The sequence below is a fragment of the Kitasatospora sp. YST-16 genome (assembly GCF_026802215.1).
Lineage (GTDB): Bacteria > Actinomycetota > Actinomycetes > Streptomycetales > Streptomycetaceae > Kitasatospora > Kitasatospora cineracea.
Genome location: NZ_CP113837.1, coordinates 3,447,353 through 3,462,412, shown reverse-complemented (window position 1 = coordinate 3,462,412; position 15,060 = coordinate 3,447,353). Strand labels below are relative to the sequence as shown.

The 15,060-nt window shown below is 73.8% G+C and carries 13 protein-coding genes and 2 tRNA genes; 7 read left to right on the top strand and 8 right to left on the bottom strand.

The annotated features are described in order from the left end of the window. Nucleotides 1-158: 158 nt before the first annotated feature. The 3 genes from OU787_RS15835 to OU787_RS15825 all read left to right on the top strand — a co-directional run bounded on the left by OU787_RS15835 (nucleotide 159) and on the right by OU787_RS15825 (nucleotide 4,312). Nucleotides 159-1,649 carry a hypothetical protein gene (locus OU787_RS15835; protein ID WP_268659721.1) on the top strand — a complete coding sequence of 497 codons (1,491 nt, stop codon included), beginning with the start codon at nucleotides 159-161 and terminating at the stop codon, nucleotides 1,647-1,649. A 163-nt stretch (nucleotides 1,650-1,812) separates the two neighbouring features. Beyond that, complete coding sequence (locus tag OU787_RS15830) at nucleotides 1,813-3,354, top strand: N,N-dimethylformamidase beta subunit family domain-containing protein (protein WP_030457572.1); 1,542 nt, start codon at nucleotides 1,813-1,815, stop codon at nucleotides 3,352-3,354. Nucleotides 3,355-3,412: 58 nt separating this feature from the next. Next, nucleotides 3,413-4,312 (top strand): phosphoribosylaminoimidazolesuccinocarboxamide synthase, encoded by a 900-nt coding sequence (locus OU787_RS15825; RefSeq protein ID WP_030457571.1) that lies wholly within the window; start codon nucleotides 3,413-3,415, stop codon nucleotides 4,310-4,312. 31 nt (nucleotides 4,313-4,343) lie between these two features. On the opposite strand, the gene OU787_RS15820 is transcribed toward OU787_RS15825, so the two are convergent. The 7 genes from OU787_RS15820 to OU787_RS15790 all read right to left on the bottom strand — a co-directional run bounded on the left by OU787_RS15820 (nucleotide 4,344) and on the right by OU787_RS15790 (nucleotide 8,929). Continuing rightward, on the bottom strand, nucleotides 4,344-4,958 hold the full coding sequence (locus OU787_RS15820; protein WP_030457570.1) for a response regulator transcription factor: 615 nt from the start codon (nucleotides 4,956-4,958) through the stop codon (nucleotides 4,344-4,346). Next, a complete protein-coding gene (locus OU787_RS15815; RefSeq protein ID WP_268659720.1) occupies nucleotides 4,955-6,196 on the bottom strand; it encodes a sensor histidine kinase in 1,242 nt (413 codons plus the stop codon). The genes OU787_RS15820 and OU787_RS15815 overlap by 4 nt, the downstream gene beginning before the upstream one ends. 47 nt (nucleotides 6,197-6,243) lie before the next feature. Further along, nucleotides 6,244-7,056, bottom strand: a complete 813-nt coding sequence (locus OU787_RS15810; protein ID WP_268659719.1) for an ABC transporter permease — start codon at nucleotides 7,054-7,056, stop codon at nucleotides 6,244-6,246. After that, nucleotides 7,053-8,042 carry an ABC transporter ATP-binding protein gene (locus tag OU787_RS15805; RefSeq protein WP_268659718.1) on the bottom strand — a complete coding sequence of 330 codons (990 nt, stop codon included), beginning with the start codon at nucleotides 8,040-8,042 and terminating at the stop codon, nucleotides 7,053-7,055. The genes OU787_RS15810 and OU787_RS15805 overlap by 4 nt, the downstream gene beginning before the upstream one ends. A gap of 217 nt (nucleotides 8,043-8,259) precedes the next feature. Beyond that, a tRNA-Gly gene (locus tag OU787_RS15800) sits at nucleotides 8,260-8,335 on the bottom strand. Nucleotides 8,336-8,387: 52 nt separating this feature from the next. Beyond that, nucleotides 8,388-8,460, bottom strand: a tRNA-Gly gene (locus OU787_RS15795). 151 nt (nucleotides 8,461-8,611) lie between these two features. Then, entirely contained in the window at nucleotides 8,612-8,929 is a 318-nt protein-coding gene (locus OU787_RS15790; protein WP_014136949.1) for a histone-like nucleoid-structuring protein Lsr2, read from the bottom strand. A gap of 422 nt (nucleotides 8,930-9,351) precedes the next feature. Here OU787_RS15790 and purS point away from each other — a divergent pair, with 422 nt between their 5' ends. From purS to purL, 3 genes are read left to right on the top strand one after another with little or no spacing between them, the layout of a single operon-like run. Then, nucleotides 9,352-9,606: a phosphoribosylformylglycinamidine synthase subunit PurS gene (gene purS, locus OU787_RS15785; protein WP_268659717.1), complete on the top strand. Its 255-nt coding sequence runs from the start codon at nucleotides 9,352-9,354 to the stop codon at nucleotides 9,604-9,606. Beyond that, a complete protein-coding gene (purQ, locus tag OU787_RS15780) occupies nucleotides 9,603-10,280 on the top strand; it encodes a phosphoribosylformylglycinamidine synthase subunit PurQ (RefSeq protein WP_268659716.1) in 678 nt (225 codons plus the stop codon). Before purS ends, purQ begins: the two co-directional genes overlap by 4 nt. Further along, nucleotides 10,280-12,535: a phosphoribosylformylglycinamidine synthase subunit PurL gene (purL, locus tag OU787_RS15775; RefSeq protein WP_268659715.1), complete on the top strand. Its 2,256-nt coding sequence runs from the start codon at nucleotides 10,280-10,282 to the stop codon at nucleotides 12,533-12,535. Before purQ ends, purL begins: the two co-directional genes overlap by 1 nt. A gap of 173 nt (nucleotides 12,536-12,708) precedes the next feature. Here purL and OU787_RS15770 read toward each other — a convergent pair whose 3' ends face one another. Beyond that, on the bottom strand, nucleotides 12,709-13,770 hold the full coding sequence (locus OU787_RS15770) for an iron-containing redox enzyme family protein (RefSeq protein ID WP_268659714.1): 1,062 nt from the start codon (nucleotides 13,768-13,770) through the stop codon (nucleotides 12,709-12,711). 476 nt (nucleotides 13,771-14,246) lie between these two features. On the opposite strand from OU787_RS15770, the gene OU787_RS15765 reads away from it, so the two are divergent. Beyond that, nucleotides 14,247-15,059 (top strand): maleylpyruvate isomerase family mycothiol-dependent enzyme, encoded by an 813-nt coding sequence (locus tag OU787_RS15765; protein ID WP_268659713.1) that lies wholly within the window; start codon nucleotides 14,247-14,249, stop codon nucleotides 15,057-15,059. Nucleotide 15,060 lies beyond the last annotated feature (1 nt).

Here is a 15,060-nt window from a genome sequence, read left to right as displayed (position 1 = left end):
ACGGGTGGAATCGCCGGACTTCCGGAACACCCGGCCGCACCGGGGCGTCGAGACTGGCGGGAGAGCGCCACGCGAGTCGTACCACCGGGTTCGGCACCCGCCGCTTCCCGTACCGGAATTGATCGAGTCGAGTCGGCTGCGAAGGGGGTGCCGCGGCGATGGCTGCAGTGGACACCGCACGCGCACGAGCCCAGGCCGTCCTGCGTCTGCGCGGACGGGCCGTGGCCGCCGCCGCGCTGCCCGCCGCCTGCGCGGTGGTGCTGCTGGCCGGGCGGTTCACCGGACACATAGGCGCCCCCGGGGCGCCGGACGCCCCGCTCTGGGACGGCATCCGCTGGGCGGTCTGCGCGGTCGCCGCGCTGACCCTGGCCCTGGCCGCGCTGGTCGCCCGGGGCCACCGCCGGGCCGTCCCGCCGGTCACCCCCGCGGTGCCGCTGGCCCGGGCCGACGCCCCCGAGCTGTACCGGCTGATCGAGGAGCTCGCCGAGCGCCTGGACGTGCCGGCGCCCGCCGCGATCGCGCTCACCCCCGACTGCGACAGCTGGCTGGAGGAACCGCACCCCGCCGGGCGCCGGACCGGCCCCGCCGCCCCGGTGCTGGTGATCGGCTCCCCCTTCCTGTGGTGGATGCGGGCCGGCGAACTGCGCGCCCTGCTGGCCCCCGTGGTGGCCGGCACCGCCGCGGCCGCCGACCCCGACATCGCCGCCGCCCGCCGCTGGGTGCGCACCCTGGACGCCGCCCTGGGCGAGCGCCGCCGCGGCCCCGCCGCGCTGGCCGGCGCGGTCGACCGCCGCCTGCTCGGCGCCTGCCGCGAGCACTCCGCCGAACTCGAGCACGCCGTCGCCGCCTGGGCCTCCGAACAGGCCCGGGCCGTCGACTACGGGCCGCGGATCGCCGCCCAGGCCCAGGTCGGCCTGGCCTACGCGGGCTGGGACCGGCTGCTCACCCGGGTCGCGCTGCCCGCCTGGCGGCTCGGCCTGCACCCCGCGCACCTGAACGCCGGCGTGGTCTCCGCGCTCACCGAGCTCTCCCGCCGCGACCGGCTCGCCGACGGCTACGAGAACCGGCTCGGCGACCGCCCCGCCTGCGACCTGCTGGAGGAGCCCGGCCTGGTCGACACCCGGGTGTCCCGGCTGGCCGCCGAACTGCTGCACGAGGAGCCGGCCGGCGGCTGGCAGCCGCTCGACTGGGCGGACTACCCGCACCGGGTCGTCGACCGCGGCTGGCGCGCCCAGGCCGCCGCGCTGCAGGCCGCGCTCGGCGACGACCGCCCGCACACCGGCCCGGCGCTGGACAAGCTGCTGGCCCGGCTGGCGGCCGGCGAGGCCGAGGAGCTGTCCGCCGCGCTGGCCGGCCAGGTGGCGCGCGCCGCCCGGGTCGCGCCCCCGCTGCCCCCCGTGCGCAGCGGCCGCGACCTGCTGGTCGAGCACCTGACCGCCACCGTCTGCTGCGCCGCCGTGGACGCCGGCACCGCCACCCCCGGCCTGGACTGGCTGGACGGGCCGGTGCTGGTCTGCCCGGCCGCCCCCCGGGCCGAGTTGGCCCCCGCGGTGGCCCGCGCGGTCGAGGACGGGCAGGACGGACCGCTGCGCGCCTGGCTGGAACGGGCCGGGGTCGGGCTGGAGCGTCCGGTCCGCCTTTCGGGCTGAACCGGGACGGTTCCGGACCGCCCGGGGAAACCCGGTTTCATCCGTACCAATTGCTACGGTGGGGTGACGCTTCGCCGTCCAACTGTGGTGTGCTGGACCGCACGCACATCCGCATGGCAATTGCCAAAACCCTCGGTGGATGGGCGAAGGGTGGGGAGGGCGTGTGGGGACGGAATCCAACCGCCGGTGGGAGTCCGGCACGCTGGCGCACGGGGTCTCCGACCCGTTCGGGCAGGGCCCGCTGCCCTGGCTCCGCAGCCCCGACCACTACCTGGCCGACGGCGAGGGCGTGGTCCCCTGGTACGTGAGCGTGGACGCCCCCGGGCAGCGCCCGGTGGACGGACCGGCCCGGCCGCGCCCGGCCGTCAGCGGCCCGCGCAACTCCGACGACGTGCGCCAGCAGATCAAGGGCTTCGCCTCGGCGGGCACCGCCCGGCCCGGCGGCGCGGTGGACTTCCGGGTCACGGTCAACCCGCCGCAGGAGTTCCAGGTCGACGTCTACCGGATCGGCCACGACGGCGGCGACGGCGCCCGGCAGGTGTACTCCAGCCCGCTGATCTCCGGCCTGGCCCAGCCCGCCCCGATGGTCGCCGACCGCACCGTCTCCTGCCACCACTGGTGGCAGTCCTGGCGGCTGCAGGTCCCCGCGGACTGGCGCTCCGGCGCGTACGTCGCCGTGCTGACCACCGCCGACGGCGGCCACCGCAGCCACATCCCGTTCACCGTGCGGGACTTCGACCCGGCCGACCTGCTGCTGGTGCTGCCCGACGTGACCTGGCAGGCGTACAACCTGTTCCCCGAGGACGGGCACCTGGGGGCCAGCCTCTACCACGCCTGGGACGGCGCGGGGCGCCTGGCGGGGGAGGGGGAGGCGGCCGTCACGGTCTCCTTCGACCGGCCGCACGCCGGGGCCGGGCTGCCGCTGCACGTCGGGCACGCCTACGACTTCATCCGCTGGGCCGAGCGCTACGGCTACGACCTGGGATACGCCACCGCCACCGACCTGCACGCCGGACTGGTGGACGCCTCCCGCTACAAGGCGCTGGTCTTCCCCGGCCACGACGAGTACTGGTCGGAGCCGATGCGGCGGGCCGCCGAACGGGCCCGGGACGGCGGCACCTCGCTGGTGTTCCTGTCCGCGAACGCCGTGTACTGGCGGGTCGAGCTGTCGGCCGGGGCGAACGGCGAACCGTCCCGGCTGCTGAACTGCCGCAAGCGCCAGCGGGTCGCGCCCGACCACCCCGCCGCCGGGGTGCCCGGAGCGGCGTCCGCGCTCTGGCGGGACGCCGGCGAGCCCGAGCAGCACCTGCTGGGCATCCAGTACGCGGGCAGCGTGCCCGCCCCGGTGCCGCTGGTGGCCCGCAACACCGGCCACTGGCTCTGGCAGGGCACCGGGCTGGCGGACGGCGACGAACTGCCCGACCTGGTCGCCGGGGAGGCCGACCGCTACTACCCGAAGGTCCCGCTGCCCGCGCACACCGAACGCGTCCTGCTCGCCCACTCCCCGTACCGGGACGCCGCCGGGCGGCCCGGCCACCAGGAGACCTCGCTGTACCGGGCACCCAGCGGCGCGTACGTGTTCGCCGCCGGGACGTTCGCCTGGTCGCCCGCGCTGGACCGGCCCGGGCACACCGACGAGCGGATCCAGCGCGCCACCGCCAACCTGCTCGACCACCTCTGCAAGGAGGGGCGCACCGGCTCCTGAGCGGACGGGCGTGAAAGACTCGGTCGCAGAGCCCCCCAGCTGTGAGGACTGACTGACCGTGAGCGGATTCGTCACCAAGCCCGAGCCGGTCCAGGTGCCCGGCCTGGTCCACCTGCACACCGGCAAGGTGCGCGACCTGTACCGGGACGCCGACGGCAACCTGGTGATGGTGGCCAGCGACCGGACCTCCGCGTACGACTGGGTGCTGCCCAACGAGATCCCCGACAAGGGCCGCGTCCTCACCCAGCTCTCGCTGTGGTGGTTCGAGCGGATCGCCGACATCGTCCCCAACCACGTGGTCTCCACCGAGCTGCCCGCGGGCGCCCCCGCCGACTGGGCCGGGCGCACCCTGGTCTGCCGCAGCCTCGACATGGTGCCGGTGGAGTGCGTCGCCCGCGGCTACCTGGCCGGCTCCGGTCTGGAGGAGTACCGGGTCTCCCAGACCGTGTGCGGCGTCGGCCTGCCCGCGGGCCTGGACAACGGCTCCGAGCTGCCCGGCCCGATCTACACCCCGGCGCTCAAGGCCGAGGTCGGCGAGCACGACGAGAACGTCCCCTACGAGGAGACCGCCCGCCGGATCGGCGCCGAACTCGCCGCCACCCTGCGCCAGACCACCCTCGCGGTGTACTCCCGGGCCCGCGACATCGCCCGCGAGCGCGGCCTGATCCTGGCCGACACCAAGTTCGAATTCGGCCTGCTGGACGGCGAGTTGGTGATCGGCGACGAGGTGCTCACGCCCGACTCCTCGCGGTTCTGGCCCGCCGACGAGTGGGAGCCCGGCCACGACCAGCCGTCCTTCGACAAGCAGATCATCCGCGACTGGCTGACCTCGCCCGCCTCCGGCTGGGACCGCAGGAGCGAGAACCCGCCGCCGCGGCTGCCCGACGAGGTGGTCGCGCACACCCGGCAGCGCTACATCGACGCCTACGAGAAGCTCACCGGCCTCGACTGGAAGTGACCTCCCGGTACGGCTGGCCGTGGGGGCCGCCTCACAGCCAGCCGTGCTCGCGGGCGATCCGGACCGCCGCGTGCCGGTTCTCCGCGCCGAGCTTGCCCGCCGCCGAGGACAGGTAGTTGCGCACCGTGCCCGGCGAGAGCGCGGCCCGGTCGGCGATCTCGGCGATCGAGGAGCCGTTCGCGGCCAGCTCCAGCACGTCCGTCTCGCGCGGGGTCAGCGGGGAGTCGCCCGCGCTGATCGCCTCCGCCGCCAGCTCCGGGTCCACGTAGCGGCCGCCGGCCCGGACGGTGCGGATGATCCCGGCCAGGTCCGAGGCCGAGACGGTCTTCGGCAGGAAGCCGCGCACCCCGACCTCCAGGGCCCGCTTCAGGTAGCCCGGGCGGCCGTGCCCGGTCACGATCATCACCCGGCACTCCGGCAGCCGGTGGCGCAGCTCGGCCGCCACCTCCAGACCGTCCAGGCCCGGCATCTGCAGGTCCAGCACCGCCACGTCCGGGCGGTGCGCGGCGGCCATCGCCAGCGCCTCCGGGCCGGAGGCCGCCTCGGCGACCACCGTCAGGTCGTCCTCCAGGGCGAGCAGCGCCGCCAGGGCGCCGCGGATCAGGTGCTCGTCGTCCGCGAGCAGCACCCGCACCGGATCGGTCATGACGCCAGTTCCCTTGCTGTGATCGGTAGTTCGGCGGTCAACCGGAACCGCCCGGGGCCGCTGCCGGCCGTGCTCAGGGTGCCGCCGTGCGCGGCCAGCCGCTCGCCCAGGCCGCGCAGGCCGCTGCCCGCGCCCTCCGCGCGCGGCGGCGGGACGGCCGGGACGCCGTCGTTCTCCACCTCCAGCACCGCGGTGCCGCCCGAGACCCGCAGCCGGAAGAGGCAGTGGGCGGCCTCCGAGTGCCGCAGCACGTTGGTCGCCGCCTCCCGGACCACCCAGCCCAGCACCGACTGCGCCTCGGCGGGCAGGCCGCCCGCACCGGACAGCTCGGTGCGGCAGTCGACGTTCGCGGCCCGCAGCACCGAGGCGGCGCCGGCCAGTTCGGTGTGCAGCTCGACGGTGCGGTAGCCGCGCACCACCTCGCGCACCTCGCGCTGCGAGTCCTGCGCGATCCGCTGCACCTCGGTCATCTGGTCCACCGCCTGCGGCTGCTGACGGCGGGCCAGCCGCACGGCCAGCTCGCTCTTCAGCGCGATGGTGGCCAGGTTGCGGCCCAGCACGTCGTGCAGGTCCCGGGAGAACCGCAGCCGCTCCTCGGCGACCGCGAGGCGGGCCTGGGCCTCCCGGGCGGCGTCCAGCTCCCACACCACCTTCGCGGTCCAGGCCGAGCCGCGGGCGGTGCAGGCGGCGATCGACGACCCGAGCAGGCAGCCGGTCAGCAGCCCGGCCACGAACCCGGGGGAGGCGCCCGTCAGCAGGAGCGGCAGCGCGACCAGCAGCAGACCCGCCACGGCGGCCGCAGCCGTCTCCAGGACCGACAGGGCGACCGCGGTGGCGGCGATCCAGAAGGTCATCGTCAGGATCGAGACCGTCAGCGGGAACGACGCGCCCTCCGCCTCCACCGGCGGCCCGAGCAGCAGCTCCGCCACCGAGACGGTCGCCGAGGCCGCGCCCGCCACGGCCACCCAGGCGTACGGGCGGGGCCGCCGCCCCAGGTAGGCGGCCATGCCGACGCGGACCAGCACCCCGTTCAGCGCCGCCGCCGCCAGCGAGCCGGCCACGGCCACCGCCGACTCGGCGTCCGTCACCCCGTCGCGGCCGAAGCTCCCGGCCACCACGCCGAGCGTCACCACCGGCTGCACCAGCGCCACCGCGTACAGCGACCAGCGCACGTACAGCTCGGTGCGCTGCGGCTTGGACAGCGCCCGCCAGCGGCGCACCGGTCGCGGCCTGCTCATCCGCACGGGGCGGCCCTCCGTCGTTCCTGGGTGGTCGTCGGACGAATCTAGCGGCGCGGCTCCCAGCGGAACCAGCGGCGGGCCGCCCAGGCCGCCGCGCCCGCCCAGGCCGCGGCCAGCAGCAGCGGCAGCGCGGCCGGGCCCCAGCTGCCGAGGAAGCCCCCGGACGGGCCGGTGCCGTCGGTGCCGAGCCAGCCGATGTGCAGGAGCTGGAACGCGGGAGTAGTCGGGAGCAGGCGGCAGACGTCCGCCACGGCGTCCGGCATGGACTCCAGCGGGATCATCAGGCCGGAGCCGAACTGGGCGGCCAGCAGCAGCGGGAGGGTGGTGATGCCGGCCGTCTCGACGGTCTTGGTGACCGCGCTGGACAGGGCGGCCAGGCCGGTCAGCAGCAGGGCGGACAGGGCCAGTCCGGCCAGCACCAGCAGCGGGTTCGCGGGGGCGCGCAGGTCGAGCAGGGCGAAGCCGCCGACGCCGAGCAGCAGGCACTGGAGCAGCGCCAGCCCGATCGAGGGGACGGCGGTGCCGAGCAGGACCTCGGCGTCGGCGGCCTCGCCGGTGCGCAGCCGCTTCAGCACCAGGTCGTTGCGGCGGGCGGTGTAGGCGGTGGTCAGGTTGGTGTAGACGACCACCAGCAGGACGATGCCCATCGAGCCGGTGACGAGGTTGCCGTTCACGTCGAACCCGGGGGTGCGCTCGGCGGCGGCCCGCAGGACCGAGCGGAGCGAGCCGACCAGGACGAACGGCAGCACCAGGGCCAGGAACACCGCCGTGCGGTTGCGGCGCAGCAGCACGGTCTCGGCCCGGCCGAGGGCCAGCAGCCGGGAGAACGGGGTGAGGGCGGGCGCGGTGGCGCTCATGCGGCACGTCCGATCTGCGACGGGGCGACGGGGGCGGCGGCCGGGTCGGCGGAGGCCGCGACGGCGAGGAACGCCTCCTCCAGGGAGGCGCTGCGGGCGTCCAGCCGGGCCAGCTCGACCCGGTGGCGGGCGGCCCAGCCGAGCAGCTCGGTCAGGGTGCCCTGCAGGTCGGGGGTGCGCAGCAGCACCCGGCGGCCGTCCAGTTCGGGGACGGCGCCGGGCAGGACCGGCAGGTCGAGCGCGGCGTGCGGGCCGGTGCGCTCGGGGAGTTCGAAGCCGATCCGGGCGGGGTGGGCGGCCAGCACCTCGGCGACCGTGCCGCCGGTGACCACCCGGCCGTGGTGCATGATCGCCAGCCGGTCGGCGAGCTCCTCGGCCTCCGCCAGGTAGTGCGTGGTGAGCACCACCGTGGTGCCGGCCGCCCGCAGTTCGCGGATCAGCCGCCACACCGAGGCCCGGGCCTCCGGGTCCAGGCCGGTGGACGGCTCGTCCAGGAACAGCACCTCGGGGCGGCCGAGCAGGGCCATCGCCAGGTCGAGCCGGCGGCGCTCGCCGCCGGACAGCTGCTTGACCCGCACGGTGCGCCGGGGCAGCAGGCCGACCAGGTCGAGCGCCTCGTCGACGGCCCGGGCGCCGGTGGTCAGGCCGGCCCAGCAGCGGCCGGTCTCGGCCAGGGTCAGTTCGCCGGGGAAGCCGCCCTCTTGGAGCATGATGCCGATCCGCGGACGCAGCGCGGCCCGTTCCCGGAGCGGGTCGAGCCCGAGCACCCGGACCTCGCCGCCGCTGGGCGCGGCCAGGCCCTCCAGCACCTCCAGGGTGGAGGTCTTGCCCGCGCCGTTGGTGCCCAGCAGGGCGAACAGCTCGCCGGGGGCGACGTCGAGGTCCAGGCCGCGGACGGCCTCGAAGCCGCCGGGGCCGGACGGTCCGTAGCGGCGGTGCAGCCCGCGGGCCGTGACGGCGGGGCGGGGGCGGCTGGTGTCGGTCATGGCCCCAGCCTCCCGGCGGCCGGGGCCCGCCAGTAGTGCGGGCCGTCACCGGGCGCCGGTGCGTCCGCACGGGTCGGCGGTGACAAATGTCATCGGGTGCCGGGCCGGACGGGAGAACGGGCGGGGGAACGGATGGGGGAGCGGGCGGGGGATCCGCCGGCGGAAACCGGGGCGGGAACGCCGAAGGCCCCCCTCGGTGGAGGGGGGCCTTCGGAACTGGAGCGGACGACGAGATTCGAACTCGCGACCCTCACCTTGGCAAGGTGATGCTCTACCAACTGAGCCACGTCCGCAGGATATGGAGTTGTACTGCTGTACTGCACCAGTCTGTTCACGCTGACTGCGAGCGGACGACGAGATTCGAACTCGCGACCCTCACCTTGGCAAGGTGATGCTCTACCAACTGAGCCACGTCCGCACGGTGCCTGGGCACCGGCCGCCCCGTTCGGGTTCCCCCGGTTGCGGCGACGAGAATTACTCTACAACATCGATCGGCCTGCTCGCCCCACCCTTCCCCGGCGGCGCGGCCGGGGAAGGCCGGCGGGCCCGGAACGGGCCCGTGGCGACGGTCAGTTGCTCTCGGCGAACGCCTCGTACACGTGCTTCGGGATGCGGCCGCGGGCGGGCAGCTCGTGCCCGTTGGACTGGGCCCAGGCGCGGACGGCGGCCGGGTCGGGGGTGAGCGCGGTGCGGCGGAAGGACTTTCCGCTGCGGCTCTGCCGGCGGCCGGCGGCGACGAACGGGGCGAGGGCCTCCCGGAGCTTTTCCGCGTTGTCGGCGGACAGGTCGATCTCGTACGACTTCCCGTCCACGCCGAAGTGAACGGTTTCCGCGGCGGTGCCGCCGTCCAGATCGTCGGAGAGCGTGACGACTACACGCTGAGCCATGGGTGTCAATCCTCTCGGGCAATTCGGCCGTCGGGGGTCTCGGATGCCCCGCCGGTCCGCTGGGCCGGGATCGCGGCATCCGCCGGAGGGCAGGGGAGCCCACGCCGAGATGCGGCGCGTTCGGCTGCCGGTCGCCCTATTCTGCACCCGGGGGCCGGTGAAATCGTAGAGTTGGGGATTCCTTTTTTCGGGATATTCACGTGCTTCCGCCGGAGGCGGATACCCGGGTCGATACCCGTCCGCCGGAGACGGGATTAAACCGGCGAAATCGGATGCGTCCCGGAGGGGGCGGGAGCCCGCGGCCCTTGGGGCGTAAGGGGTGTGGGTCTACGCGCGTTGCCGCTGGTGGCCCGCAAGACGCCCCCGCCACCCAGGTAGTCTGGAGTTCCCCCGCCTTCACGCAATCACCACCGGGAGTGCCAGTGGCACGCGTCGTAGTCGACGTCATGCTCAAGCCGGAGATCCTCGACCCCCAGGGCCAGGCGGTGCAGCGTGCACTGCCGCGTCTCGGGTTCGCCGGGATCGCCGACGTCCGCCAGGGCAAGCGTTTCGAGCTGGAGCTGGAAGGGCCGGTCGACGACGCCGCGCTCGCCCGCATCCGCGAGGCCGCCGAGACCTTCCTCGCCAACACCGTGATCGAGGACTTCACCGTCCGCGTCGAGGAGGAGGGGCAGTGACCACCCGAGTCGGCGTCGTCACTTTCCCCGGTTCCCTCGACGACCGCGACGCCCAGCGCGCGGTCCGCCTGGCCGGCGCCGAGCCGGTCGCCCTCTGGCACCGTGACAAGGATCTCCACCAGGTCGACGCCGTCGTCCTGCCCGGCGGATTCTCCTACGGCGACTATCTGCGCTGCGGTGCCATCTCCCGCTTCTCGCCGGTGATGGACACCATCATCGAGCAGGCGAAGCTCGGAATGCCGGTCCTCGGTATCTGCAACGGCTTCCAGGTGCTGTGCGAATCGCACCTGCTGCCCGGCGCGCTCACCCGGAACGACTCGCTGCACTTCATCTGCCGCGACCAGAAGCTCCGCATCGAGAACGCCTCCACCGCCTGGACCCGGGATTACTCGGCCGGCCAGGAAATCGTCGTTCCGCTGAAGAACGGCGAGGGCCGGTTCGTGGCCGACGAGCACGTCCTCGACGAGCTGGAAGCCGAGGGCCGGATCGTGGCCCGCTACCTCGAGGTGAACCCGAACGGTTCGTACCGCGACATCGCCGGCATCACCAACGCGGCCGGCAATGTCGTCGGCCTGATGCCGCACCCGGAGCACGCCGTGGAGCCGCTCACCGGTCCGACCACCGAGGGCCTGGGCTTCTTCACTTCCGTCCTGAAGCAGCTGGTGAACGCCTGATGAGCCTCGACACCGTCAAGAACGCCGAGCAGACCCCGGACGCGGCCCAGCCCTGGGCCGAACTCGGCCTCAAGGAGGACGAGTACGCGCGGATCCGGGAGATCCTGGAGCGCCGCCCGACCGGCGCCGAGCTCGCCATGTACTCGGTGATGTGGTCGGAGCACTGCTCGTACAAGAGCTCCAAGGTCCACCTCAAGCAGTTCGGCGAGAAGGCCCCCGAGAACGACGCGATGCTCGTCGGCATCGGCGAGAACGCCGGCGTCGTCGACGTCGGCCAGGGCTACGCGGTCACCTTCAAGGTCGAGTCGCACAACCACCCGTCGTACATCGAGCCCTACCAGGGCGCGGCCACCGGCATCGGCGGCATCGTGCGCGACATCCTGGCGATGGGCGCCCGCCCGGTCGCCGTGATGGACCCGCTGCGCTTCGGCGCGGCCGACCACCCGGACACCCGGCGGGTGCTGCCCGGGATCGTCGCGGGCATCGGCGGCTACGGCAACTGCCTGGGCCTGCCGAACATCGGCGGCGAGGTCGTCTTCGACTCCTGCTACCAGGGCAACCCGCTGGTCAACGCGCTCTGCGTGGGCGTGATGAAGCACGAGGACATCCACCTCGCGCAGGCCTCCGGCCCCGGCAACAAGGTCATCCTGTACGGAGCCCGCACCGGCGGCGACGGCATCGGCGGCGTCTCGGTGCTCGCCTCGGAGACCTTCGACGCGACCGGCCCGGCCAAGCGCCCCGCCGTCCAGGTCGGCGACCCGTTCCAGGAGAAGCTGCTCATCGAGTGCACCCTGGAGATCTTCAAGGAAGACCTCGTCGCGGGCATCCAGGACCTCGGCGGCGCCGGCCTGTCCTGCGCGACCAGCGAACTCGCGAGCGCCGGCACCGGCGGCATGCGGATCGAACTGGACACCGTCCCGCTGCGCGACCACACGCTCTCTCCCGAGGAGATCCTCATGAGCGAGTCGCAGGAGCGCATGTGCGCGATCGTCGAGCCCGGCAAGGTCGAGCGCTTCCTGGAGATCTGCGAGAAGTGGGACGTCATCGCCACCGTCATCGGCGAGGTGACCGACGGCGAGCGGCTGGAGATCTTCTGGCACGGTGAGCTGGTGGTCGACGTGCCGCCGCGCACCGTCGCCCACGAGGGCCCGACCTACCACCGCCCGTTCGCCCGCCCGTCCTGGCAGGACGCCCTGCAGGCCGACGCCCCGACCGCCGAGCGGCTCGCCCGCCCGGGATGCGGCGACGAGCTGAAGGACGCGCTGCTCAAGGTCGCCGGCTCGCCGAACCAGGCGTCCAAGGCGTGGATCACCGACCAGTACGACCGCTACGTGCTGGGCAACACGGTGCTCGCCACCCCCGAGGACTCCGGCATGATCCGGATCGACGAGGAGACCAACCTCGGCGTCTCGGTCGCCACCGACGGCAACGGCCGCTACGCCAAGCTGGACCCGTACACCGGCGCCCAGCTGGCCCTGGCCGAGGCGTACCGGAACGTCGCGGCCGGCGGCGCCAAGCCGCTCGCGGTCTCCGACTGCCTCAACTTCGGCTCCCCCGAGGACCCGGACGTGATGTGGCAGTTCGCCGAGGCCACCCGCGGCCTGGCCGACGCCTGCCAGGTGCTCGGCACCCCGGTCACCGGCGGCAACGTCTCGCTGTACAACCAGACCGGCGACGTCGCCATCCACCCGACCCCCGTGGTCGCGGTGCTCGGCGTCATCGACGACGTCACCCGGCGCACCCCGGTCGGCTTCGCCGAGGAGGGCCAGCTGCTCTACCTGCTCGGCGACACCGCCGACGAACTGGGCGGCTCCGCCTGGTCGCAGGTCGTGCACAACCACCTCGGCGGCCTGCCGCCCAAGGTCGACCTGGAGCGCGAGCGGCTGCTCGGCGAGATCCTGATCGCCGCCTCCCGCGACGGCATGGTCGACGCCGCGCACGACCTCTCCGACGGCGGCCTCGCGCAGGCCCTGGTGGAGAGCTGCCTCAAGGGCGGTAAGGGCGCCCGCGTGGTCGTCCCGGAAGGCATCGACCCGTTCGTGTTCCTGTTCTCCGAGTCCGCCGGTCGCGCCGTGGTGGCCGTCCCGCGCAGCGAGGAGCTCCGGTTCAACGACATGTGCGGCGCCCGCGGCCTGCCCGCCACCCGGATCGGCGTGGTGGACGGCGAGGCGCTGGAGGTCCAGGGCCAGTTCACCGTCACCCTGGCCGAGCTGCGCGACGCCCACACCGGCGTCATCGAGGCGCTGCTCGCCTGACGCACCGTCACCCCGCGGGCGGTCGGACCGGATGATTCGGTCCGGCCGCCCGCCGGTGTCCGGAGCGGTGCGCTCCGGGCCGGTGACGGGGCAGCCGTTCCCCGGCACCAGGTGCGTGGAGGTGCGTGGCGGAGCCGACGGGTGCGGGTGGGGACGACCGGCGCGTCCGTCGCTCAGGCGGCTGCCAGCGCCGAACCGGCGCGCATCCGGGTCAGTAGCGCGTCGAGGTAGTCCTGGGAGGTGTTCAGCCGCATCGCCGCACCGAGTGCGATCTCGCGGCCCACCCGCGGGTCGGCTTCGACCAGCGGCCCGACCACGTTCTTGAACCAGCCGGCGGCGTGCCCGGCGTCCACGCCGATGTGCAGGTCGTGGTAGACGATGCCGACCTCGTCGAGTCCCGCGCGCCGCCAACTGTCCACCACGCAGCGGAAGCGGCGCGGGGCCAGGTACTCGGTGACGCCGAAGTACCCGACGGCCTTGTAGTAGTGACGGCGGGACAGGGCGAGGCAGGCCGACAGGTTGCCGGAGACACCGGCTTCCGGGAGGAAGGTGCGCGTGATGTACTCCCTGTCGACACCGATCGCGGCCAGCGCTCGGGCGAACAACAGGGTGTGGACCCGGGCGGGATCTCCGTTGCCCATCTCGTCCCAGTAGTTGGCGGCGATCTCCATCTTCTCGTCGCCGTGCCGACCGATCTGCATGACGGCGAGGATGTCGTCGAAGCGGGGGTCGAGGTTGGTCTCCTGCGCGAGCAGCAGGCGCAGTTCCTCCCGTCCGCCGTGCTCGGGCAGGAACTCGTGGTACAGCGGATGCCAGCCGGCCGGGTGCTCGCTCACCATGGTCTTGAGCCAGCGCACGTACTCGACACCGGTGACCGGGTAGCCGGAAACGCTCTCCTCCGGTATCCGCCGCAGCTGGTCGTCGAGCATCGCCCGCTCCAGCAGGGCCGCCACGTCGCGCAGCAGGGGTTGCCATTCGTGGTCGACCCCGACGACGGGGGCCGCGGAGAAATCGCGGTCGTAGACGCGGGCGAGGACGGCGTGCAGTTCCTCCAGCGCCTGGCGGTCGCTGTCCTCGTACGCCCGGCCGGCCAACAGCCGGCAGCTTTCGGCGAGTTCGCCGCGGAACGCGTAGTCCTGGGCCAGCCGGTCGAGTTCGTCGGCGGTGCAGTTCTCGAATGCGCGCAGGACCGCGAGCGGGCCCGCGTTCAGCAGTGCTCTCCAGTCGTCTGACATGTAGTTCCGTCCCCCTTGTCGTGTGCTCGGTTTCGGTCTCGGCCGACGCGGTCCGCCGGTGGCGGCGCGGGTGGGAGATCAGGCTTCGGAAAGAGCTCGTTGATCCGGCGTCAGCGTATCCTTCTAGGGCGAACGGTCGATGCCGCAATATCGTGGCGGTTCTGTCCGCAGGGGGTTTCGACCTTTCCAGTCGGCGAGTTGTCGCCGCCTGCAACCGGCTTGACCAGCGTGTTTGCCGGTCCGGCTGATTTCGGAACCGGTGACGTCGCTGGAAAAAGGTGTCCTTTTGTCCAGGGCCGTTCCCCGCCGTCCGGGGTGATTCACCAGCCGGAAGTCCGAGGGGCGGGGCGGCGGAGCAACCGGCCGTGCCGTCGCCGCGCACCCGGCGCCTGTGACGCGGTGCTCGGTGTCACCGGCGGGCGGCCGAACCGGATGATTCGGTCCGGCCGCCCCGCGGGGTTTTGTACGCTGCGGGCATGCCCACCGTGAAGCCCCGAACCTACGACCCGGTGAAGGTGCGCGCCGCGCTCACCGGGCAGCTCGACGCGATCGCCGCCGCCGTCCGGGAACTGGACGACGAGCGGCTCGCCCGCCCCACCCGGCTGGGGGAGTGGCGGGTGCGCGAACTCGTCGCCCACCTCGGCATGGTGGCCAGCTGGGTGCCGCTGCACCTGCACGACCCGCTGCCGCCGCAGGCCCCGATCACCCCGCTGTACTGGGCGTCGCAGACCCGCACCGCGGCCGCCACCATCGACGCCACCGCGGTCGAGCTGGTGGCCGAGCAGTTCGCCGGGGACGCCGCCCAGGTGTCCGGCGAACTCAACCGGCAGATCGGCGAGTTGTGGAAGGCCCTGGACAGCGAGGAGGGCCGGGAGCCCGGCCGGATCATCCCGATGCGGTTCGGCCCGATGCCGCTGGCGGACTTCCTGGTCACCCGGCTGGTCGAGACGGTGGTGCACGCCGACGACCTGGCCGACGCGCTGGGCCTCGACGCCTTCCCGCACGACCGCTTCGCGCTGGCCTCCACCGCCCGGCTGCTCGCCGACGCCTTCGCCGTCCAAGTACCGGGCGGCGCAGTCGAGTTGCGCATCCCGCCGTACGCGGTGGTGCAGGCCGTCGAGGGCCCCCGGCACACCCGGGGCACCCCGCCCAACGTGGTCGAGACCGACCCGCTGACCTGGATCCGGCTCGCCACCGGGCGGGTGCCCTGGGCCTCGGTGCTGGACGTCGCGCTCAGCGCGAGCGGCGAGCGCAGCGACCTCTCCGCGTACCTGCCGGTGCTGGGCTGAG